This window comes from Pseudomonas sp. UC 17F4, from assembly GCF_900101695.1.
In the GTDB taxonomy this organism is placed as follows: Bacteria; Pseudomonadota; Gammaproteobacteria; order Pseudomonadales; family Pseudomonadaceae; genus Aquipseudomonas.
The window spans coordinates 3,382,006-3,404,835 of sequence record NZ_FNKV01000001.1 but is presented as its reverse complement, the minus strand read 5'-3'; the positions used below and the strand labels follow the sequence as shown (position 1 = coordinate 3,404,835).

18 protein-coding genes are annotated in these 22,830 nt (G+C 63.0%); 5 read left to right on the top strand and 13 right to left on the bottom strand.

Translation table 11 applies throughout. The features are described 5' to 3' along the window. Nucleotides 1-293 precede the first annotated feature (293 nt). Nucleotides 294-1,721 carry a cytochrome-c oxidase, cbb3-type subunit I gene (gene ccoN, locus BLR26_RS15545; protein ID WP_045198209.1) on the top strand — a complete coding sequence of 476 codons (1,428 nt, stop codon included), beginning with the start codon at nucleotides 294-296 and terminating at the stop codon, nucleotides 1,719-1,721. 11 nt (nucleotides 1,722-1,732) lie between these two features. Then, nucleotides 1,733-1,945 carry a hypothetical protein gene (locus tag BLR26_RS15540; protein WP_038994976.1) on the top strand — a complete coding sequence of 71 codons (213 nt, stop codon included), beginning with the start codon at nucleotides 1,733-1,735 and terminating at the stop codon, nucleotides 1,943-1,945. 12 nt (nucleotides 1,946-1,957) lie between these two features. Here BLR26_RS15540 and cysC read toward each other — a convergent pair whose 3' ends face one another. The 11 genes from cysC to BLR26_RS15485 all read right to left on the bottom strand — a co-directional run bounded on the left by cysC (nucleotide 1,958) and on the right by BLR26_RS15485 (nucleotide 12,775). Beyond that, nucleotides 1,958-2,569, bottom strand: coding sequence for an adenylyl-sulfate kinase (gene cysC, locus BLR26_RS15535; protein WP_045198205.1), 612 nt, complete (start codon nucleotides 2,567-2,569; stop codon nucleotides 1,958-1,960). 67 nt (nucleotides 2,570-2,636) lie between these two features. Next, entirely contained in the window at nucleotides 2,637-3,434 is a 798-nt protein-coding gene (locus BLR26_RS15530; RefSeq protein ID WP_045198203.1) for an SDR family NAD(P)-dependent oxidoreductase, read from the bottom strand. 5 nt (nucleotides 3,435-3,439) lie between these two features. After that, on the bottom strand, nucleotides 3,440-4,798 hold the full coding sequence (locus BLR26_RS15525; RefSeq protein ID WP_176794251.1) for a DUF1254 domain-containing protein: 1,359 nt from the start codon (nucleotides 4,796-4,798) through the stop codon (nucleotides 3,440-3,442). 71 nt (nucleotides 4,799-4,869) lie between these two features. Then, complete coding sequence (locus tag BLR26_RS15520; protein WP_093382123.1) at nucleotides 4,870-6,033, bottom strand: sulfotransferase family protein; 1,164 nt, start codon at nucleotides 6,031-6,033, stop codon at nucleotides 4,870-4,872. Nucleotides 6,034-6,071: 38 nt separating this feature from the next. After that, nucleotides 6,072-7,283, bottom strand: coding sequence for an aminotransferase class I/II-fold pyridoxal phosphate-dependent enzyme (locus BLR26_RS15515; protein WP_052676522.1), 1,212 nt, complete (start codon nucleotides 7,281-7,283; stop codon nucleotides 6,072-6,074). Nucleotides 7,284-7,285: 2 nt separating this feature from the next. Continuing rightward, nucleotides 7,286-8,767, bottom strand: a complete 1,482-nt coding sequence (locus BLR26_RS15510) for a coniferyl aldehyde dehydrogenase (RefSeq protein ID WP_082075446.1) — start codon at nucleotides 8,765-8,767, stop codon at nucleotides 7,286-7,288. A 19-nt stretch (nucleotides 8,768-8,786) separates the two neighbouring features. Next, entirely contained in the window at nucleotides 8,787-9,692 is a 906-nt protein-coding gene (locus BLR26_RS15505) for a fatty acid desaturase (RefSeq protein ID WP_052676521.1), read from the bottom strand. Beyond that, a complete protein-coding gene (locus BLR26_RS15500; protein WP_093382114.1) occupies nucleotides 9,689-9,937 on the bottom strand; it encodes an acyl carrier protein in 249 nt (82 codons plus the stop codon). The genes BLR26_RS15505 and BLR26_RS15500 overlap by 4 nt, the downstream gene beginning before the upstream one ends. Beyond that, a complete protein-coding gene (locus BLR26_RS15495; protein ID WP_093382109.1) occupies nucleotides 9,934-11,766 on the bottom strand; it encodes a fatty acyl-AMP ligase in 1,833 nt (610 codons plus the stop codon). Before BLR26_RS15495 ends, BLR26_RS15500 begins: the two co-directional genes overlap by 4 nt. A 105-nt stretch (nucleotides 11,767-11,871) precedes the next feature. Beyond that, entirely contained in the window at nucleotides 11,872-12,288 is a 417-nt protein-coding gene (locus tag BLR26_RS15490; RefSeq protein ID WP_045198194.1) for a hypothetical protein, read from the bottom strand. 67 nt (nucleotides 12,289-12,355) lie between these two features. Further along, nucleotides 12,356-12,775 (bottom strand): MAPEG family protein, encoded by a 420-nt coding sequence (locus tag BLR26_RS15485; protein ID WP_045198192.1) that lies wholly within the window; start codon nucleotides 12,773-12,775, stop codon nucleotides 12,356-12,358. A gap of 740 nt (nucleotides 12,776-13,515) precedes the next feature. Between BLR26_RS15485 and BLR26_RS15480 the strand changes: the two genes are divergently transcribed. Then, the gene (locus tag BLR26_RS15480) at nucleotides 13,516-14,619 is read left to right on the top strand and encodes an efflux RND transporter periplasmic adaptor subunit (RefSeq protein WP_093382106.1); all 1,104 of its coding nucleotides are present in this window, start codon (nucleotides 13,516-13,518) and stop codon (nucleotides 14,617-14,619) included. 5 nt (nucleotides 14,620-14,624) lie between these two features. Beyond that, nucleotides 14,625-17,684, top strand: coding sequence for an efflux RND transporter permease subunit (locus BLR26_RS15475; RefSeq protein WP_093382103.1), 3,060 nt, complete (start codon nucleotides 14,625-14,627; stop codon nucleotides 17,682-17,684). Here the strand turns inward: BLR26_RS15475 and BLR26_RS15470 are convergent. After that, nucleotides 17,681-20,185: a UvrD-helicase domain-containing protein gene (locus tag BLR26_RS15470; protein ID WP_093382099.1), complete on the bottom strand. Its 2,505-nt coding sequence runs from the start codon at nucleotides 20,183-20,185 to the stop codon at nucleotides 17,681-17,683. The genes BLR26_RS15475 and BLR26_RS15470 overlap by 4 nt on opposite strands. A 189-nt stretch (nucleotides 20,186-20,374) precedes the next feature. Here BLR26_RS15470 and BLR26_RS15465 point away from each other — a divergent pair, with 189 nt between their 5' ends. Further along, a complete protein-coding gene (locus tag BLR26_RS15465; protein WP_093382094.1) occupies nucleotides 20,375-21,073 on the top strand; it encodes a pirin family protein in 699 nt (232 codons plus the stop codon). An 87-nt stretch (nucleotides 21,074-21,160) separates the two neighbouring features. Here the strand turns inward: BLR26_RS15465 and pgm are convergent, their stop codons facing one another. Continuing rightward, complete coding sequence (gene pgm / locus BLR26_RS15460; RefSeq protein WP_093382090.1) at nucleotides 21,161-22,798, bottom strand: phosphoglucomutase (alpha-D-glucose-1,6-bisphosphate-dependent); 1,638 nt, start codon at nucleotides 22,796-22,798, stop codon at nucleotides 21,161-21,163. Nucleotides 22,799-22,830: the final 32 nt, after the last annotated feature.

Below are 22,830 nucleotides of genomic sequence, written 5' to 3'. Positions count from 1 at the left end.
AAGTTTGTGAAATTCTGCGGCCGCATTTGCGGTGATGTCAAGATAATTCCACGGGGTTTTGGCTGCGACACAGCGACACGCATTTACCGGCACGATCAATGCAGAACAGCAGTAATTCACTACAGCTTGCCCATAACAGGTGCCGTATTGGCCAATGAATACAGGGGTTTGATCTGATCCGGTGTTAACACAGGTTTCTGAGTCTGTTTTGTATGTCGGCAGCTTCCTAGAGTCTGCGCCTGTGCCCCTGCCCCACGGCAGGGCGAGCCATACAGGAACTGTGGAAACTAGCCATGAGCACACATCAACAGGCGCAGGCCTATAACTACAAGGTGGTCCGGCAATTCGTCATCATGACGGTGGTCTGGGGTATCGTCGGCATGGCCATGGGCGTCTGGATCGCCTCGCAACTGGTCTGGCCGGAACTTAACCTCGACTTGCCCTGGACCTCGTTCGGCCGCCTGCGCCCCTTGCACACCAGCCTGGTCATTTTCGGCTTTGCCGGTAGCGCGCAATTTGCCGCCAGTTACTACGCCGTGCAGCGCACCTGCCAGGTGCGGCTGTTCAGCGACAAACTTGCCGCCTTCACCTTCTGGGGCTGGCAGGCGACCATCGTGATCATGCTGGTAAGCCTGCCCCTGGGCCTGACCACCACCAAGGAATACGCCGAGATCGAATTCACCGGCGCGGTGTGGATGGCCATCGTCTGGGTCGCCTACGGCATCGTCTTCTTCGCCACCCTGATGCGCCGCAAGGCCAAGCACATCTACGTCGGCAACTGGTTCTTCGGCGCCTTCATCGTGGTCATCGCCATGCTTCACGTGGTCAACCACCTGTCGATCCCGGTCAGCTGGTTCAAGTCGTACCCGGTGTACGCCGGGGCCACCGACGCCATGGTCCAGTGGTGGTACGGCCACAACGCCGTGGGCTTCTTCCTGACCACCGGCTTTCTCGGCATGATGTATTACTTCGTGCCCAAGCAGGTCGGTCGCCCGGTGTACAGCTATCGCCTGTCGATCGTGCACTTCTGGGCGCTGATCACCCTGTACATCTGGGCCGGCCCACACCACTTGCACTACACCGCCCTGCCCGACTGGGCGCAATCGCTGGGCATGGCCATGTCGCTGATCCTCCTGGCACCCAGCTGGGGCGGCATGATCAACGGCATGATGACCCTCTCCGGCGCCTGGCATAAGCTGCGCAGCGACCCGATCCTGCGCTTTCTGGTGCTGTCGCTGGCGTTCTACGGCATGTCGACCTTCGAAGGCCCGATGATGGCGATCAAGACCGTCAACGCCCTCTCGCACTACACCGACTGGACCATCGGCCACGTACACGCCGGTGCCCTGGGCTGGGTGGCGATGATCACCTTCGGTTCGCTATACCACATGATCCCGAAAGTGTTCGGCCGCGAGCAGATGTACAGCGTCGGCCTGATCAACCTGCACTTCTGGCTGGCCACCATCGGCACTGTGCTGTACATCGCCTCGATGTGGGTCAACGGCATTGCCCAGGGCCTGATGTGGCGCGCCACCAACGACGACGGCACCCTCACCTACTCGTTCGTCGAGGCGCTGGTGGCCAGCCACCCGGGCTTTATCGTGCGCTTTGTCGGCGGCGTGTGCTTCTTGAGCGGCATGCTGCTGATGGCCTACAACACCTGGCGCACCGTGCGTGTGGCCGATGAAAAACTGGCGCTGAACAACGCCAGCCTGGCCTAGGAGGCCCGACCATGGATGACTGGCTGTATGCACTGTATTGCCTGAGCGGCGTACTGTTCTTCTACCTGGTCACCAGCGCCTGCCTGCAGCGTCACAGCGGCGAAGTGGACGATCAGGCCAGCCTGATACCCTTCGCCGATGACCCGGCGGTGGCCCGCCGGGTCGAGGCCGCCACCGGCAAGCCGGTGCCGGCAGTGGCGCCGGATGCGGCCCTCAAGGCCTGAACCGCGCCGGGCTCAGAAGGCGCCCAGGTAGCCCTGCCCGCGCAGCACTGCCACCAGCTGCGCGACGCAGGCGTCGACATCCTGGCTTTCGGTGTCCAGCAGCAGCTCCGGCTGCTGCGGCGCCTCATAGGGTGAGTCGATCCCGGTGAAGTTCTTGATCTGCCCGGCCCGGGCCTTCTTGTACAAGCCCTTCACATCGCGCTGCTCGCAAGTGGCCACACTGGCCTTGACGTAGACCTCGACAAACTCGTCGCCCTTAACCAGCTCGCGCACCAGCTGGCGATCGGCGCAAAACGGCGAGATGAACGAGCACAGCACAATCACCCCGGCATCGACAAACAAGCGCGAGACCTCACCCACGCGGCGGATGTTCTCGATGCGGTCGGCTTCGCTGAAGCCCAGGTCCTTGTTCAGCCCGTGGCGGACGTTGTCGCCATCGAGCAAGTAGGTATGGAAGCCCTGGTCGATCAAAAACTGATCCAGTGCATTGGCGATGGTCGACTTGCCTGCCCCGCTCAACCCAGTGAGCCAGATAATGCACGGCTTTTGCCGCTTGAGCCTGGCCCGTGCCTGCTTCTCGACCGCTTGTGGATGCCAGACGATATTGGTTCCGACTTTTCCCATGTCCATCGACCTCATGCAATAACGGTTGAAGTTCCACTTCACGCTGTGTCATCGGCTGCCCGGCGGTTCAAACCGGCGGGAACGGCAGCACCCGGTCGATGACATAGGTAGACAGTTTTTGCGGTAACAACTTCTGCACCAGAATCAGCAGCTTGACGTCACTGGACAGGTTGATGCGAAACTGGCGCCTGAAGCAGCCCTTGAGAATCGCCGCGGCCGCCTGGCCTGCGGGCATCGGCTTGCCACGGCCCATCTTGGCCTTGATCCAGGCCGGCATATGCTCAAGCTCACCGGCGTACATCGGCGTGTCCAGGTCGCCCAGGCAGGCCAGGTGCACGTGCACCTGGCGCGGTAACAGCTCGCGGCGGATGGCATCGGCAAAGTTGTTCAGGCCGCCCTTGGAGGCGGCGTACAACGAATAACCGGCCGCGCCCACCAGGCCAAAGCCCGATGAGATGAACAGCACATGGGCGCCGCGGCGCAGCAAGGGGATGCCCAGGTAGGTGGACGACACCGCGCCGAGCAGGTTGATCTTCAGGTTGCGGTTGACCTCCTGCAGGCTCTTGTAATCGCCCAGCAGGTCGATGGTGGCAATCGCCGCGTTGACGATCAGAAAGTCGATGGCCTCAAAGCGCCGGCTGATCGTGGCAAAGGTGCTGCACATGGCCTGCTCGTCGGCAACATCACAGACGAAGGTGTGCACGTTGATCCGGCTGTTCAGCGCCTCAAGGCTGGCCTTGGCCGCCTGCAGCCGGCCCTCGTCGCGGGCCAGCAGCAGCACGTCATAGCCTTTTCTGGCCAGTTGCCCGGCCAGCTCCAGGCCCAGGCCGGATGAGCCGCCGGTAATCAATGCGATCTTGTTCATCGGCTTCACTGCCCCTGGATGCGGACGATCGGCGCCACCCGGTACTGGCCCGAGAGCAAGGCTGGCCCCGGGTTGTAGCAGCGCAGGTTGAGGTTGAAGTAGCCGCTGTGCGAAGGCAGCCAGTTCCCCGCGAACGGCGGCGCAACCGGCGCCTTGCCAATGAACACCGAGGTCGAGCCATCGGCATTGGCCTGCAACTGGTGATACAGCGAATTGACCGTGTACTTGTCCTGCGGGTTGTCGGTCAGGCGGCCCTGGTCGTCGTAGTAGCTGATCGACCAGAAGGCTTCAACCGGCGGCAACTGCCCGGCTTCAAAGCGGATTTCATACTGGTTGTCGCCATGCAGCAGGTTGCCTTCGCAATCCGTCCAGGCCATGAAGTACAGGCTTTCTTCCGCTACGTTGGCCCAGATGCCGTGCAACGACACCAGCGCCCGCAGGATGTAGTCATGGCCGTAGTTACCGATCGCCCCCGGCAACTTCCAGCCGTTGTTCAGCTCGCCGCGCTCGAACACCTTGCCTTGCAGGATCGCCGTGGCTTGCACCACCGCGCGCGCCAGGCCTTCGCGCACTGCAGGTGCCAGGCTCTGGTGGGCGAAGCCGTTTTCAACGCTGATACCGACGTCGGCCATCAGCCCGAGCAACATGCCTTCGCTGGCGCTGGGCGGGACGAACTTGAGCACCGCGCCCAGCTCTTCGAAGAACGCCAGCTCCGCCGGGCAACTGGAATCGCCCGCGCGCAGCGGCGCACAAGACCCCGGGGTAACCTGCGCGAGGTCAAAGCCCGGGTGGTCGGCGCCATGCAGCGGTGTCAGGCGCAGGCCGTCCTGCAGGGCGTTAACCGCGCTCAGGTCTTCATGATCGCCTGCGGCAATGCGCCCGACCACATACAGAAAGTCGCTGTCGCTGTAGATCACCGTGGCCTGCGCCGGCACCCGATGCTGATCGCGACGGTTGGCAATCACCACGCTGGGCAGTTGTCGGCCATAGGTGCGGGTGCCGAGGTTGGCCAGGGTCTCCATGTACGGATCGAGCACCTGCAGGCCATACCAGCGCTCCTGGAAATCTGGCGCCGTGAGTACCAGCGGGCCCTGGTGTAAATCCAGTACCGCGGTTGAATAGAGAAAATCGGTGGCCGAGTTGACGAACTTGCTCGACGCCCGGGTCGACAGGCTACGCATATGCTGGAAGGCGTTGATCGCCTGCCCCTGCGCTTGCGCGCCGTGGCCGACCACCTTGCCCAGGCGATACTTCCAGCACTCGACGATCGGCAGCCCCCAGACCACCAGTTGCACACCGACACTGAACGCCCAGTCCTGCTGACCCTGGGCAACCGTTTGGTGGATATCTTCAGCCATGCTCATGAACACACTTCCTGCGCTATAGAGGGGTGAGCCTGTGGCCCACGCGGACATTGACGGGTGAACCAGGGCACTCAGTAGTTCATGTCGCAGGACCAGTCGCGGCTGTTATCGACGACGATGTCGGGCGGCAGGCTGTATTTCATTTTTTCCAGGGCAAAGCCCCAGTTGGCCTCGATGGCCCGGGCCTGCTGCTCGCTGTAGGTGTATTTGTTCTTCTTGTAGCCGGCGATCGATGCCAGGTAGGCCTCGATGTCCTTGAGCACGGCAGGCTCGAGCGGCAGGTCGAGGGTCTGGTAGATGCGCTTGACTTCGTTGAGCGGGTCTTCGTCGAAGTCCTCGTAACTCACCTCGACCAGGTTGCCCGGCGGCACCAGGTCGCGCGCATCCCAATAGGCATTCATGATCTTCCCGTACAGGCTGTAGCAGAGCTCGGAAAAGTCCTCGTTGGTGAACTCTTGCAAGGCCATTTCCTCGGCTTCCTTGACGAAGTCATGCAGCGCCGAGACATAGATGTTGTAGGGGTTGCGCGAAATATGAATGAACTTGGCATTGGGATAGAGCTTGAGCAGCGTCGGAATCCGTGCGGTGTTGTAGGGGTTCTTCAGCACCAGGCGCTTGCCGTTGGCCAGGAACGAGGCCTTCTTGATCACCTGCTGGTAGACCTTTTCCCAGTTCGCCACCTCGTCGGGGCTGGTCTGGAACAGCACGTACTTGTCGAAACTTTCGCGGATGGTGCGCGGAAAGTGGTTGCAGTGGTGCGAGGTGGTCATCAGGCACGACAGGCTGAATTCTTCTTCCTGGGGCAGGTCGACGCCGATCTTCATGTTGTCCATCATCCGCTGCGCCGGCAGCAGGCTGGCAACCATGCGTTTGAGCAGCTTGTGGCGGCTGAGGATCACCGCGCAGGTAGGGAAAATTGCCTGCAGGGTGGTCAGGTAGCCCAGGCGCTTGTCCTGGCTGATGACGTTGTGCAAATGGGTGGTGCCGCTGCGCCAGTGGCCGAGGATGAAGATCGGGTCTTCCTGCAGGCGGCTGCGCTCGATGGCCTTGTTGAACCGCAGGGTTTCCACCAGGCGCAGCGGCAAGGTCAGCGCCGTGCCGCACAGTGTCAGGGTGAAGGTCGCCAGCTTGTCGCGGCTGACGCCGCCATGCTTGATGACATTGCGGATCAGGTTGCTGGCACTGCCGCCGATGTACGGATGCACCGACAGCTTGCCTTGTTTCTTATCGCTCATGATGACTCCCTTGTTTTTATAGTTATGCGCAGACACGCTCAGCCTTCGCGCTGTTGCGCGCTGGCCTGCGGTGCATCGAGCAGGTCCATTTCCATCAGGGTTTGCAGGGTGGCGGCGACCGCCTTGTCCAGCTCCGCGGCGCTGAGCTGGGAGTGGATCGAATAGCGCACCACACCCATGCCCGCCGGGATTGCCGGCTGCAGGAACACCGAGGTCAACACCCCGCGCTGCTGCAACTTGCCGTAGAACACGCAGGCTTGCTGTTCGTCGTCGAAAAACAGCGAGACGATCTGGCACTGGCTGTCGCCCACCGCCACCCCGGCCTCCTGCAACTGGCGGCGAAACTCGCTGGCGTTGTCCAGGCAGCGCCGGGCGCGCTCGGGTTGGTGCATGATGATGTTCAGCGCAGCCAGGTGCCCCGCCGCCGAGACGCTGGAGGTGGCCGAGCTGAAAATCACCGAGCGACAGCCGGCGCGCACCAGCTGCATGGCTTGGGCATTGCCGGCAATCAGCCCGCCGTGCCCGCCCAGCGCCTTGTTCAGGCTCACCGTGCGAAAGTGCACGCGTTCGGCCAGGCCCAGTTCCACCGCCAGCCCGCCGCCATTGCCGAACATGCCGAAGGAATGCGCCTCGTCGAGCACCAGCAGGCACTCGTGGGCTTCGCAGATTTCCAGGTAGCGGCGGATGTCGCCGATCGAGCCGTCGGTGCTGTACACCGCATCGATGACGACGATGCCCGGGCCGTTCTTCTCCAGCCGGCGCAGCAGATCGTCGGTGTCGTTGTGTTCGATGACGATCTTCTTGCCCAGCGACAACTTGATGCCGTCATACAGCGACGCATGGGCATGCCTGTCGATGTACACCGGCTTGAACAGCGGCGTGATCGCCTCGAGCAGGCCGACGTTGGCGGCCCAGCCGGAGGTGGTCAGAATCGCGTCGTCGGCGCGCATGCAGCGGGCCATCTGCGCGCGGAACGCCTCGCACTCATCGGCGCTGCCGCCAAAGATGCTCGACATGAACGACTCGTCGCGCAACTGGGCATTGGCCCCGGCGCGGGCGGCACTCACGGCCGGGTGATTGCCCAGGCGCAGGTAGTCGTTCTGGTGCAAGGCGATGTAGCCGCTCAGGTCGCTCGGCTGGCAGAACGGGAACGGGTCGAGGCTGGCGACGAACTCGCAAGCCGGGCGCATGTGCTCGACGTACCAGTCAGGCACGCGCGCCGGGTTAGAAGTGTGCAGGGGTGCGTTCATGGTCAGGCCATCCCGATCATTTTCTTCAGGAACCAGCGTGAACTGCTGGTATAGGGCGCGCGCACCGCATCGAGGAAGTTGATGCGCGACTGGCGGAACACCGGCTTGAAATGGCTGAAGGCCTGGAACCCGCGTTCGCCGTGATAGGCACCGAAACCGCTGTTGCCGACGCCGCCGAACGGCAGCGATTCCTGGGTGTAGTGCAGCAGCGTGTCATTGATGGTCACGCCACCGGCCACTGTGCTTTTGAGCACGTAGTCCTCGACGTTATGGTCGTCGGTGAACACATACAGGGCCAGTGGCCGCGGGCGCTGGTTGATGTAGCCAACGGCGCTGGAAAGCTGCTCGTAAGGCACGACAATCAGCAGCGGGCCGAAGATCTCGTCCTGCATGATCCGCGCATCCTCGGGCGGGTCGATCAACAGCGTCGGCAACAACCTGCGGCTCTGCGCGCAAGACAGCTGCTGCGGGTACACCGGGTGCTGCTGCGCCCCACGGCCAATGGCATCGTCGCAGTAACCCTGCAGGCGCTCGAAGTGGCGGCTGTTGATGATGCTGGTGTAATCCGGGCTGTGCAGCGGGTCGGGGTACATGTGCCGGACCTGCGCGCTGAACGCCTCGACGAACTCGGCCTGGCGCGCCTTGGGCACCATCACGTAGTCCGGTGCGGTACAGGTTTGCCCGGCATTGAGCAGCTTGCCGGTCACGATCGACTTGACTGCGCGCCGCATGTCGAAGTGCTCGTCGATGATCACCGGCGACTTGCCGCCCAGCTCCAGGGTCAGCGGCGTGAGGTTGGCCGCCGCGGCCGCCATCACCTGCTTGCCGACCGAAGTGCTGCCGGTAAACAGCAGGTGGTTGAAGGCAAGTTCAGTAAACTGCCGGGCCAGTTGCTGGTCGCCTTCGACCACGCACACGTGCGACGGCTTGAAGGCCTTGGCCAGCATCACCTGCAGCAGGCGGCCGACTGCCGGGGCCATTTCGCTGGGCTTGATCATTACCCGGTTGCCGGCGGCCAATGCGGCGATCAGCGGCTTGATCACCAGGCCAAAGGGGTAGTTCCACGGCGACATGACTCCCACTACCCCCAGCGGCTGCGGCATCACCCAGGCGCGGGCGGGCTTGAAGTTGATGTCCACCGCGCAGCGCCGGCGTTTCATCCAGCGCTTCAGATGACGCTTGGCGTAGGTGCAGGCCTTGAGGCTGCCGACGATCTCGGCCATCAGCGTTTCTTCTTCGCAGCGGTGGCCGAAGTCCTTGTCCAGCGCCGCCTGGATCTGCGGGATGTGGCTGCGCACCAGTTGCTCGAGGTCGTCCAGCGCGCGCAGGCGCTCCTCAAGGCTGGGCATCGGCTGTTCGAGAAAGGCTGCCGTCTGTTGCTCGAAAATCGCCTGCAGCGCCGAGGCTGGCGCCTGTGGCTGATCACTCAAGGACACAGGGCGCACCTGGGCCGGGTCGGCAACACTGGAAATCGAATGGTTCATGTCCATCACCTGCCTTCAGTTACTCAGCCAGAGAAAGGGGTTGCTTGATCGGTGCCAGCCGGTGCCCGGGCACCAGTGCCGGCGCCTGGGCTTCATGACGGGTCTTTCTCGACAGCCAGACTTTCTTGTAGCGATAGAACGGCGCGCCGGGGTACAGGTGGTGCGACAGGTGATAGTTCTGGCCGACGAACAACGGGAAGAACAGCCAGTCCATGCCGACCCGGTTGTTGGTCGCCTGGTACTTGTTGTCGTGCGCCTTGGTGGCGTGGGGAAAGTGCGGCAAGTAGTCGAAGGTGATCGCCAGGAAGAATTGCGCGACCCGGGTCGGCAGCAGGTACAGCACCAGGAACGGTACGATCCAGCCCATCAGGCAGACTGTCACCACCACCGCCACGGCAAATAGCCAGGCCAGCCAGAACTCGACCTTCTCGGCGGTCGGCCGGGACTGATAAGAGCCGTTGCGAAAGTAGGTGGTGATGTAGGCACTGTCCATCATCAGCCAGCGCAGCGGCAGGGTCCAGGCGCGGCCGCCACCGCAGGAATAATCCGGGTCCAGGCGCGGATCATTGGTGTGATGGTGGTGGGCCATGTGCAGGAAGCGGTAGGTGCGCAAGAACGGCGTCAGGGTCACCAGCAGGAACCCCAGGCGGCCAATGACGTCATTGGCAAAGCGGTTGGCGCAGATCAGCCCGTGGGACGCTTCGTGCAACACGGTGTAGGCCAGGTACGAACACAAGGTGTTGATGACGAATGCCCAGCCCATGGCCAGGCGGTCGCTGACCGCCAGCGCCGTGGACAGGATGAAGGCCAGCATGATCACCACGAACAGGATGATGGTCGGCCAGGCGAAGCGCGGGCGGGTCATCAGGCGGCGAAACTCGTCCTCGCAATCGACGCGCGCGCCGTGCTGCGGTACTGGGTTCATGGTTCAGCCCTCGTGAACGTGGAAAGGTGGTTGCTGAGTTCGTCGATCGACGGGTAGTCGTAGACCAGGGCAGGATCGAGCTCGCGCTCAAGCCATTCACCGAGCTCACCGATCATGCCCACGGCATCGCGCGAGGCGACGCCGTACTCATCGAACGCCAGGGCGCTGTCGACCTGGGCCAGGTCAAGCTTGAGCAGGCTTGCCAGGTGTTCGCGCAGCCATTGGGCGATCTGTTGCTGGCTCATGACGTCACCTCCCTGGTGCCCTGGTGGTTGAGCTCGAACGGCGAGACCACCGCCTGCAACTGCCCGTCCAGGTACAGGCTGCGGCACTGCGCGCGCTGCAACTTGCCACTGGAGGTCAAGGGCAAGCGGCTGCTGACGAACAACAGCTCATCCAGGGCCACACCATGGGCACGCGCCACTGCCGCGCTGATCGCCTGGCTGGTCTGTGCGACCGAGAAGATCTGCGCCTGGCTCTTGTGCAGCGAGATCACCACCACCAGTTGCTCGCGCTCGTCGCGATCGACGGAAAACGCCGCGATGGAAAAGGCATTGGCGATGCTGATGCTCAGCTCGGCGAGGGTGCTTTCGATGGTCTGTTCAAGGTCGTGGGGGTAGTGATTTTTGCCATCGATGATGATCAGATCCTTGCGCCGGCCGGTGACGAACAGCTCGCCCTGGTGCATGAAGCCCAGGTCGCCGGTGCGCAGGAAGCGCCGCTGCGGCTCGCCTTCAAGGGTTGCCTGCAGCACCTCCTGGGACAGTTGCGGGCGGTTGCGATAGCCGCCACTGACGCTCGGGCTGCTGACCCAGATTTCACCGACCAGATCGTCCGCCAGCGCCACGCAGCGCTGCGGGTCGACCACGCGTACCTGGCAGCTTTGCGCCGGTACCCCGGAGCTGACGAAGTGAATGCTCTGTGGCCCGGCGTGCTGTGCGTCGACCAGCACCGCGCGGTCGAGGTTGAGCTGCGCTTTGTCCAGGGTCAGGGTCAGCGGCGTGACGCCTTGCGGCACGCCGGTGACGAACAGCGTGCTTTCGGCCATGCCATAGCAAGGGCAATACGCCTGCGCCCGGAAGCCACTGTCGGCAAAGGCTTCGGCAAAGCGCTCGAGGGTGCCCTTGCGCACCGGTTCGGCGCCGCTGTAGGCGACCGTCCAGCTGCTCAGGTCCAGCTGCTGTCGTTGCTCTGGCGTGGTGCGCTGCAGGCACAGGTCGTAGGCAAAGTTCGGCGCGCCGCTGGTGGTTGCGCGGTAACGGGAAATCGCCTCCAGCCAACGCAGCGGGTTGGCGACAAAAGCCAGCGGCGACATAAGGATGCAGCGCACGCCCAGGTAGAACGCCTGCAGCAGGCCGATCAGGCCCAGGTCGTGGAACACCGGCAGCCAGCTGACATACACGGTGTTGTGGTCGTGATTGAGCGACTCGGCAATCATCTGCTCGTTGCTCATCAGGTTGGCGTGAGTGACCACCACGCCCTTGGGAATGCCGGTGGAGCCCGAGGTGTACTGGATGAAGGCAACTGAGTCTGCATCGATGGCCGGCGCCTGCCATTGCCCGGCAAGCGCGGGGTCGGCCTGGTCGACGTCGACCACCTGCACCAGGCCGGTGATGGCCTCATGCGCGAGCAGCGCCGCCAGCGACAGCCGGTCAGTGATCAGCAACTGCGCCCCGGCATCGCTGATGACCCGGCACAAGCGTTCACTGCTTTCATTTTTCTTCTGCGGGTAGACCGGCACTGCGGCAATGCCGGCATACAGGCAGGCGAAAAACGCCAATACAAACTGCGGCCCGGGTTGCGTGGCGATGATCGCCGCCGGTGGTTGCCGCTCGGCGCCGGCCTTCAGGGCCAGTTGCTGTTGAAGTTCGACCGCCAGTGCCCTGGCGGCGTAATCCAACTCGGCGAAGGTATAGGTCTTGCCCTCTTCGCGGCCCTTGTCGAGCCACAACAGGTACTGTTTATCGGGTTGTACCCGGGCATGATGACGGGCGAGATCCACCAGCGTTGCAACTACCGATGCAGCGGCCGACGGTTTCACCAGCGAGGTGCTCCGCTCAACGTTCATATTCATGATTAACGGCTCTGGTTCGTTATTATTTTTATACAGCGCACAGCCCTAACTCGCGCGCGACCGACGTGTTATTGAAACAGTGTTATTAGCTGTGACGTAAGAGACTCAACTGCTCACTATCAAACGCTGCGCTTCATTGCGTTCAAGTTTTACGCAATAAAGAACAAAGTAGGGTGTCCCGACAATAATATTGAGCATGATGGTTTTGAGAATTTCCGGCGTACCGACCAATCGATGCGCAGCGGCATAGGTCAGCAGGGTCAAGCCATAGGGGACAAATGCAGCAATTGGAAAGCGCCAGGGTTTGGGCGTGACGCTAAAGGCAAACTCTACCAGGCCGGCAACCAGGTAGCCGCCAATAAAGCTGCCCAGCGCCTGTACCATGGCCGAGGCCATGGCGGTTTCCAGCCCGGCGTTTACATAATAGGCCCAGCCGCCGTAGAGGATGGCCGACAACACCCCGGTTATAAACATTCGCCTGCTTTTACTGCCACGCGCTGTTGTTGTTATTGTTGTGCTCATCTCGAACGGTCTCCGGTGATTGCCAGTAGTAGCCGCGGTCTATCATTAGAAACAAACAAACGTACTGTCAGAGGATCAGAAAGCCCAGGCGCACGCACATCGCCAGGAGCACCAGCCAGCTCAGCATGAACAGCTTGGAGCGTGGCCCGACCTTGTTGTTGGTGACGTGCACCAGGCTCTGCAGCACCCGGCAGGCGACGTAGGCCCAGGCCAGGCCGATGAACACCCAGTCAACCTTGGCCAGGCTGATCAGGGCGACACACAGGAAGTAGAACGGTGGCGTCGACTCCAACAGGTTGTGAAAGCAGCGCTCGGTCTGGCGCACTGCCCGCGGCAGCTTCTCGCCGGTGTCATAGGTCTTGAAGTAAGCGGCACTCAGCGCTCCGGACTTCACGGCACTTTGCCGTCCACGAAACATCAGATACAGCACCACGACGGTCAGCAGGATCATTGCCAGCGCCGGATAAAACATCAGACCTTGATTCATTGCACACACCTTCTTATTGTTGGTTTTCTACAACTTTCCGATGCCCAGCCGCTCGCCCGCCACTACACCGGCGCGCAGGCTGAACAGTTGGCCCTGGGTTCAAGGCCAAATCGACGATAACAGACCGACTACTTTACGGCGGCGTAATACAGCGTAAGAAACATCCCAAACAGTTGTGACTATTCAGGCTACTTCGGCAGCATTGACAGCGATTGCCCGAGACCGTGTCTACTGCATGTAGCAGCAGCGGTTACGCCAGCAATCTGAGCAGGACCGAGACGACAAAAGCCGTGTGGTGATGGGTTTAACTGCAACCCGAATGACGTGGTCGACTCCGTTCGACATATTCGCGCTCCTCGCTTAACTGTTTCCAAAAGTTGCACGGTTCTTTTCGAGCGTCAAGCGAAAAAAAATGCCGCTCATCGCTTTTGGATCCCTTCGCCGGGCACTTGCGCTGTTTACCTGTAAAGATGTTGTCACACCAGCATCGAGTAACAAGTCTAGACCGGGCATCACGCCATAAAGAGGGATTGGCGATAACGGCTATTCAAATGAGTTGATATTTTTTAATAAATAACTATCGGTCTTACAGTGACCAAACGGTCACGCTATTTTCCCGCTGAATTTGCAGTTTCAGCGTTGCCCGGATTTACATTTCATTACTGGACGCTGGGGGGTAGCAGACCTAGGATCTTTTCGCTGCCCATAACAATTACAACGCCCAGGGAAGGTTTATCCGCATGCACAGCCCCGTGTTGTCTATGGTATTGCCTGTCAGCCTCATTGCTCTGCTCGCGGCCTGTGACGCCCCTGCCCCGCCTTCGCCCCCTCCCCTTGCGGTGCTGATTGTCCATCCGCAGGCGGCGACCGACCTGGCCGATGCCTACCCGGGGGAAGTGCGCGCACGCTTCGAGCCGGAGCTGGCCTTTCGCATCGATGGCAAGGTCAGCAAGCGCCTGGTCGAGGTTGGCCAGAAGGTTCGCGAGGGCCAGCCACTGGCGCAACTCGACCCGCAAGACCTGCATTTTCAGCTCGACGCCCGCCGCGCCCAGGTGGCCGCCGCCCAGGCCAACCTGCGCCTGGTGCAGGCCGAGCGTGATCGCTACCAGCGGCTGTTGCAGCGCAATATGGTCAGCCATTCACAATTCGAGAATGTCGACAACGCCTACCGCGCAGGCGAAGCCCAGCTCAGGCAGGCCACCGCGCAATTCAACAGTGCCCGCAACCAGGCCGACTATGCCGTGCTGCGCGCCACCCAAAGCGGGGTGATTGCCCGGCGCATGCTCGAAGTCGGGCAGGTGGTCAGCGCCGGGCGCACGGTGTTCAGCCTGGCCGCCGACGGCGAGCGTGAAGTGCTGATCAACTTGCCGGAGCAAGCCTTCGAGCGTTTTCGCATTGGCCAGCCGGTATCGATCGAGCTGTGGTCGCAACCACAACGGCGCTTCAAAGGCCAGATCCGCGAGATGTCACCGTCGGCCGACCCCCGCTCACGGACCTTTGCCGCCCGGGTGACCTTCACCGACAACGCAGTGCCGGTGGAGCTGGGGCAAAGCGCGCGAGTGTTCATCGCCCATGAAGCCAGCGCGCCCCTGGCAGTGCCGCTGTCGGCGCTCAGCGCTGAAGCCAACCGGCCGTTTGTGTGGGTGGTCGACCCGCAGCAATCGACCCTGCGCCGTGCCTTCGTCAGCATCGGCAGCTTTGGCGAACAGCAGGTCGCGGTGCTGCAGGGGCTGGCGCCGGACGACTGGGTGGTCAGCGCCGGGGTTCAGGTGCTGCGCGAGGGGCAGAAGGTCCAGCCGGTCGATAACCAGAACCGTCAGGTTGCCTTGGCCGGCAAGGAGTAGCCCGGATGAATTTCAACCTGTCTGCCTGGGCGCTGCGCAATCGCCAGATCGTCCTCTATGTGATGTTGCTGATGGCCGTGACCGGCGCCCTGGCCTACACCAAGCTGGGCCAGAGCGAAGACCCGCCCTTCACCTTCAAGGCCATGGTCATCCGTACCCTGTGGCCCGGGGCGAGCGCCGAAGAGGTGGCGCGCCAGGTCACCGAACGGATCGAAAAGAAGCTGATGGAAACCGGCGAGTATGAACGCATCACCTCGTTCTCGCGCCCGGGGGAATCGCAGGTGATCTTCACTGCCAGCCAGACCCTGAACTCGGCGAAACTGCCCGAGCTGTGGTACCAGGTCCGCAAGAAGGTCAGCGATATCCGCCACACCCTGCCCCAGGGCACGCTCGGGCCGTTCTTCAACGATGAATTCGGCACCACCTTCGGCAACATCTATGCCTTGACCGGCCAGGGCTACGACTATGCCGTGCTCAAAGACTACGCCGACCGCATCCAGTTGCAGCTGCAACGGGTCAAGGACGTCGGCAAGGTCGAGCTGCTGGGCCTGCAGGATGAAAAGATCTGGATCGAGCTGTTGAACACCAAGCTGGTCAACCTCGGCCTGAGCCTCGGCGCGGTGCGCCAGGCCCTTGAGGAACAGAACGCGGTGGCCGCCAGCGGTTTCGTCGAGACCCCGACCGACCGCGTGCAATTGCGGGTCAGCGGGCGCTTCGAGACCGTCGAGCAGATCCGTAACTTCCCCCTGCAGGTGGCCGGCAATACCTTTCGCCTGGGTGACGTTGCCGAGGTCAAGCGCGGCTTCAACGACCCGCCGGCGCCGCGCATGCGCTTCATGGGCGAACCGGCGATCGGTCTTGCCGTGTCGATGAAGGCCGGCGGCGACATCCTGGTCCTCGGCCAGGCTCTGCAAGGCGAGTTTGCCCGCCTGCAGCAGCACTTGCCGGCGGGCATGCAACTGCACAAGGTCTCTGACCAGCCGGCGGCGGTAAAGACCGGCGTCGGCGAGTTTGTCCGGGTGCTGAGCGAAGCCCTGGTGATCGTGCTGGTGGTCAGCTTCCTGTCGCTGGGGCTGCGCACCGGCCTGGTCGTGGCCCTGTCGATCCCGCTGGTGCTGGCCATGACCTTTACCGCCATGTACTACCTGGGCATCGGCCTGCACAAGATCTCCCTGGGGGCACTGGTGCTGGCGCTGGGATTGATGGTCGACGACGCGATCATTGCCGTGGAAATGATGGCGATCAAGATGGAGCAAGGCCTCGACCGATTGGCCGCGGCCAGTTACGCCTGGACCAGCACGGCCTTTCCGATGCTCACCGGCACCCTGATCACCGCCGCAGGTTTTCTGCCGATTGCCACCGCGCAGTCGGACACCGGCGAATACACCCGCTCGATCTTCCAGGTGGTGACCCTGGCACTGTTGATGTCGTGGATCGCCGCGGTGGTGTTCGTCCCCTACCTGGGCGCACGGCTGCTGCCACAGCGCAGCCACACCGGCGCGCAAGCTCAGGCGCACGGCGCCCAGGCCACTTACGACACGCCCTTCTACCGCCGGGTGCGGGCACTGGTGGCCTGGTGCGTGGACCATCGCAAAACCGTGATCGCCTTGACCCTGGGGTTGTTCGTCGCCTCGATCCTGCTGTTTCGCTTCGTCCCGCAGCAGTTCTTTCCGGCCTCGGGGCGCCTGGAGCTGATGGTAGATATCAAGCTGGCCGAGGGTGCATCGCTGACCGCGACCGAACAACAGGTCCATCGCCTGGAGCGCCTGCTGGCCGAGCATGACGGCATCGACAACTACGTGGCCTATGTCGGCACCGGTTCGCCGCGCTTCTATCTGCCCCTGGACCAGCAACTGGCGGCGGCAAGCTTTGCCCAGTTCGTGGTGCTGGCGAAAACCATCGAGGACCGCGAAGCGCTGCGCCAGTGGCTGGTCGCGACCCTCAATGAACAATTCCCGGCCCTGCGCACACGGGTCTCACGCCTGGAGAACGGGCCGCCGGTGGGCTACCCGGTGCAGTTTCGGGTATCGGGTGAACACATTCAGGAGGTCCGCGCCCTGGCCCGCGAGGTGGCCGACAAAATTCGCGAGAACCCCCATGTGCTCAACGTCCACCTCGACTGGGAAGAGCCAAGCAAGGTGGTGCGCTTGAACATCGACCAGGACCGCGCCCGGGCGCTGGGGGCCAGCACCGCCGACCTGTCGCGGTTCCTCCAGGGCTCGCTGACCGGCGCTGCGGTCAGCCAGTACCGCGAAGACAACGAACTGATCGAGATTCTTGTGCGCGGCAGCGAGCAGGAGCGCCAGCAACTGTCGCAACTGTCCAGCCTGTCGATGCCGACCGCCCAGGGCCATAGCGTCAGCCTGGCGCAGATCGCGATTCTTGAATACGGCTTTGAAGAGGGGGTGATCTGGCACCGCAACCGCCTGCCGACAGTGACCATTCGCGCCGATATCCAGGGCGACCAGCAACCGGTGAGCCTGGTCAAGCAGATCCAGCCGACCCTGGAGCCGATCCGCGCCAGCCTGCCTGACGGCTACCTGCTGGAAGTCGGCGGCACGGTAGAGAACTCGGCGCGCGGCCAGCAGTCGGTGAAGGCTGGCCTGCCGCTGTTCGTCGTGGTGGTGCTGACCCTGTTGATGGTCCAGTTGCGCAGTTTCTCGCGCTCGATCATGGTGTTCCTCACCGCCCCGCTGGGGCTGATCGGCGTCACCCTGTTTCTGCTGATGTTCCAGCAGCCGTTCGGCTTTGTCGCACTGCTGGGTACCATCGCCCTGTCGGGCATGATCATGCGCAACTCGGTGATCCTGGTCGATCAGATCGAACAGGACATCAAGGCCGGCATGGACCGCTGGCAGGCGATCATCGAGGCCACGGTACGGCGCTTTCGGCCCATCGTGCTGACCGCCCTGGCGGCGGTGCTGGCGATGATTCCGCTGTCGCGCAGCATCTTCTTCGGGCCCATGGCGGTGGCCATCATGGGCGGCCTGATCGTCGCCACCGCCCTCACCCTGTTGTTCCTGCCGGCGCTGTACGCCGCCTGGTGCCGGGTCAAGCGGCCCTAGCCAGGCACGCGCTCGTCGGCAAAAAAGGCCTTGCGCCCATCCACCTGGCTGGAGGCGCGAGGCAGGTTGGCCGCCTCTGCCGTGGGCTTCTCGACATACCAGTAGCAGTGTTTCGCCGCGCGGGTAATGGCCACGTAGGCCAGGCGCAGGACTTCGTCCTTTTGCGCGTTGTCGAACGCCTGGGCATCGCCGCTGCGGCCCAGGCCCGCCTGACGATAGACCTGGTTCTTGTACGGCGAATGGGTCAGGTGCTGGCAGTCGCCGAGCATGAACACCGCGTCGGCCTGCAGGCCCTTGGCGCTGTGATAGGTCAGCTGGCGCAGGCGCCGTTGCGCCGCCGGCAAACCGGCTTCGTGGTTGACCAGTGCCTGCAGGTGCTCGGCAATCGCCGCCTTGTCGCTGCTCTTGCGGTACAGCAGCATGACCGATTCGCCGTTGCGGTAGTGCTCCAGCAGGGTTTCGGCCAGGCTCGCCTCGTCGCGCTCGAGCACCTTGACCGGCAGCGGCGTCTCGGCCGCCGGGCCGCAAGCCCTGGCCTTCTTGCCGCTGATGGCCGGCGCCGATTTGACGATATGCTCGGCCGCATCGATGATGTGCTGGTGGCTGCGGTAGTTGTCGGCGAGCATCACCCGCGTGCTGCTCGGCGCCGGGAACTCCTTGGCAAACTCCATGAAGTACTTGGGCGAACTGCCACGCCAGCCGTAGATCGACTGCCAGTCATCGCCCACGCACAAGAGCGACGAATGCTGCGCCACCCGCCCGACCTGCATGGCCGGGCCACGGCGGCGGATCTCGCGCAGGCAGGCGCGCAGCCAGGACACGATCTGCGGCGAGACGTCCTGGAACTCGTCGATCATCAGGTGTGCCAACGGCCGCAACAACGGGTCGGGCAACAGTTGCAGGTTCTGCGGGTTGTTCTCGCCGAACAGGGCGAACATGCGGTTGTAGCTCATGATCGGCGGCGACTGGCCCAGCAGGTGCGCCTCCAGGGCTTTCCAGTACAGGCCCAGGGCTTCAAAGAACAGGGCGTCGGTGTCGCCGGCCGGGAAGCTCATGGCACCGACCGCCTTGTTGACCTCAAGCCCGAGGTTCTCGATAAAGCCGGCAGCGCCAACAAAGGCATCCAGCAGCGGCGCCGCGCCCAGCTCGCCCTTGACCTTGTAATCAAAGCCCGGCCCGGCCACGGCATCACCGGCCAGGGACGATGTCAGGCGCTTGGCCGCAGCGTAGTTTTCCAGCCAAATCACAGGCTTATCGCAGAAAGCTTGAAACAGGGTGCGCTTGATCACCCACTCCGCCCACACCGGCAGCTTGGCCCCGGGGCGCTTGTACTGCTGGTTTTCCTTGGGGTCGAAACCGAGCACTACGTAGGCGTCCAGCTCAGCGATATGGCCATGGAAATGAAAGCGGCTACCGTTGATTTCGACGGTTTCGCGGCTCGGCTCGATGCCCTTGATCGGCCAGGCACCGGCAGCAAACCACAGGTCTTCGAGGGTGTCGCACAGCTCTTCATCGCGGCTGGCCGACAGCTGGGTCACCGCCACACGCTTTTGCACATCGGGGTGGTCGCGGTCCAGCGCCTTGAGCTGCAGGGCCTCGCGGCGCAGGCCGGCGATCAGCTCGGCAAAGCGCGGGCTGCTGCCCAGCAGGTCGCGGTAACAGAGGTTGAGTTGCTGGCGTTGGGCATCGTTGATACGCAGGTCGAACGGGTTGCTGTCAGCATTGGCTTCGCTGCCGCCGGGCATTTCGCTGCCCAGGGTCTCGAAGGCGCGCACCTGGCTGAAACCCGGCAGGCTGCGCACCAGCGGCAGGATACGCGAATGGAAGGTGCGCACCAGCTCGCGCGCCTGCACCTGGCTGAGTTCCAGTTGCCACAGGGCAAAGACCTGGACCAGGCGGTTGATGAAGTCCTTGCGCGATTCGCGGGTGAAGGTCACCACGGTCATGGCGTCCAGCTCGTAGCCCAGGTAATGGCGCAACAGCAGGATGCGCAGTACCAGCGAAGTCGACTTGCCGGCGCCGGCACCGGCGATCACGCAGGTCGACGGCGTGTCGCTGAAGATCATCTTCCACTGCGCCGCGCTCGGCTGGGCGTGGGCTGGCAGGCGCTGGGCGACGTCGGCCTTGAAGCGCTTCTTGAGCTCGGCAGTCAGCGCCAGGCGCCAGTCGTCGAACAGGGCGTCGTCGAGCCCGGGCACGCCATGGCCGTCGGGGCGGGTGTCACGGATCACCAAAACCTGGCGCCCGGCTTCGTAGCCATCAATCCGCCCTTCTTCGTAGCCTTCGCGCAAGCCATCGGCGTGACCGGTGCGCTGACCATTGGCATGGCCCTGGAACCAGGAGTCGCGGTGCTGCGCCTGCAAACGGCTCAGGCCTCGACCCAGCAGGCGCGCAGCGAGGCGCCGCAGCCAAGGCAACTGCGCCGGCGCAATCAACTCCAGGGGTAGCTTGGGACGCTCTTCAGACACACCGACTCCAACAGAATGAAAACCAGCGGCCATGTTCGCTCCATCGGGCAAAAATCACCAGCCGATTACTTGTAGATCAGTGAATTAGGCGATGAAGCGTACAAATTACCGCAGCTCTATATATCGACAAACATGATTATTATCAGTCGAAATTTACGCTTATTTTCGATCATTGATTGATGGATCATTTGTCCCATCCACTCACTTTCGAGGACAACCATCATGCTGCAACTGCGCCCGTTCAAGAGCCTTGGCCATGCCAACCATGGTTGGCTCGACGCCCATCATCACTTCTCGTTCGCCGAATACCATGACCCGGCGCGCATGCACTGGGGTACCCTGCGGGTCTGGAACGACGACCTGATCGCCGCCGGCAGCGGCTTCCCGCCGCACCCGCACCGCGACATGGAAATCATCACTTATGTACGTGAAGGCGCCATCAGCCACCAGGACAACCTGGGCAATAAGGGCCGTACCGAAGCCGGTGACGTGCAGGTGATGAGTGCCGGCACCGGCATCACCCACAGCGAGTACAACCTGGAGCAGGTCGATGCGCGCATCTTCCAGATCTGGATCATCCCGCAGCGCGTCGGCCAGGCGCCGTCCTGGGGCACCCGGCCGTTCCCCAAAGGCGAGCGCGGCGAAGGCTTCGTGACCCTGGCCAGCGGCCGTGAAGGCGATGAGCAGGCGCTGCAGATTCGTGCCGATGCACGCCTGGTGGCGGCGACCTTGCGCGCCGGGGAAAGCGCCGAATACCGCTTCGAAGCCGGGCGTCGAGGCTACCTGGTGCCGGCCAAGGGCCTGGTTGAAGTCAACGGCGTGAGCGTCGAAGCCCGTGACGGGCTGGCGATCGAGGATGAGCAGGTGCTCAGGGTGATGGCGGTGCAGGACAGCGAGATAGTGCTGGTTGATATCGCGTGAGGGCCATCGCGGGTCAAGTCGGATCGCCGCACCGCCGCTCCTACACCCATCTGTAGGAGCGGGCTTGACCCGCGATGCTGTTAGCGGTCAGGCAATCGCCGCATCCACCAGTTCCTGGGCTTCGGCCACCAGGCGCTGCAGGTGCGCTTGATCGATGAAGCTTTCGGCGTAGATCTTGTAGATGTCCTCGGTACCCGACGGCCGCGCGGCGAACCAGCCATTGGCAGTCATCACCTTGAGGCCACCAATGGCCTGGTTGTTGCCCGGCGCATGGCTGAGGATCTGCTCGATCGGCTCACCGGCGAGCATGGTCGACTTGACCTGCTCCGGTGCCAGTTTGCTAAGCAGGGCCTTTTGCTGCGGGTTGGCCTTGGCCTCGACGCGGGTGGCAAACGGCTCGCCCAGCGTAGCGGTAAGCTCGGCATAGGCCTGGCTCGGGTCGCGGCCGGTGCGCGCGGTGATTTCCGCCGCCAGCAAGGCCGGGATCAGGCCGTCCTTGTCGGTGGTCCAGACGCTGCCGTCCTTGCGCAGGAACGAGGCGCCAGCGCTCTCCTCGCCACCAAAGCCCAGGGAGCCATCGAACAGGCCGTCGGCAAAGAACTTGAAGCCCACCGGCACCTCGAACAGGCGACGGCCCAGGCGCGCGGTGACGCGGTCAATCAGGCCGCTGCTGACCACGGTCTTGCCCACGGCGGCGTCGCTGCGCCACTGGGGACGGTGCTGGAACAGGTAGTCGATGGCCACCGCCAGGTAGTTGTTCGGGGCGAGCAGGCCATTTTTGGTAACGATGCCGTGGCGGTCGTGGTCCGGGTCGCAGGCAAAGGCCACGTCGAAGCGCTCGCGCAGGCCGATCAGGCCTTGCATGGCGTACGGCGAGGATGGGTCCATGCGGATCTGCCCGTCCCAGTCGACCGACATGAAGCGGAAAGTCGGGTCGACCTCGGTGTTGACCACTTCCAGGTTGAGCTTGTAGTGCTCGGCAATCGCCGACCAGTAGCGCACCCCTGCTCCGCCCAGCGGGTCGACGCCCAGGCGCAGGTTGGCGCCGCGGATCACGTCGAAGTCGATGACGTTTTCCAGGTCGGCGACGTAGCTGGCGACATAGTCATGACGGTGGGTGGTGCTGGCCGCCAGCGCCTGCTCATGGGCCATGCGCTTGACGCCGTCGAGGCCCGCTGCCAGCAGGTCGTTGGCCTTGGCCTCGATCCACTTGGTGACATCGCTGTCGGCCGGGCCGCCGTTGGGCGGGTTGTACTTGAAGCCACCGCTTTGCGGCGGGTTGTGCGACGGGGTAATGACGATGCCGTCGGCAAGGCCGCTACTGCGCCCGCGGTTGTAGCAGATGATGGCGTGGGACACCGCCGGGGTCGGAGTGTACTCGTCGTCCTTGGACAACATCACCTCAACGCCGTTGGCCGCCAGTACCTGCAGGGCGCTGGCTGCTGCCGGGGTCGACAGCGCATGGGTGTCGGCGCCGATGAACAGCGGACCGTCGATGCCCTTGGTCTGGCGGTACAGGCAAATGGCCTGACTGATGGCCAGCACGTGGTTTTCGTTGAAGCTCAGGTCCAGGGAGCTGCCACGGTGCCCGGAGGTGCCGAAGGCCACGCGCTGGGTAGCGATGCTGGCATCGGGCTGGCCGGTGTAGTAGGCGGTCAACAGTTGCGGGATATCCACCAGCACGGAGGCCGGGGCCGGTTTGCCCGCCAAAGGACTGAGCTTCATGCAAAACCTCAAGAAAGGATGTTCAGGGTGAT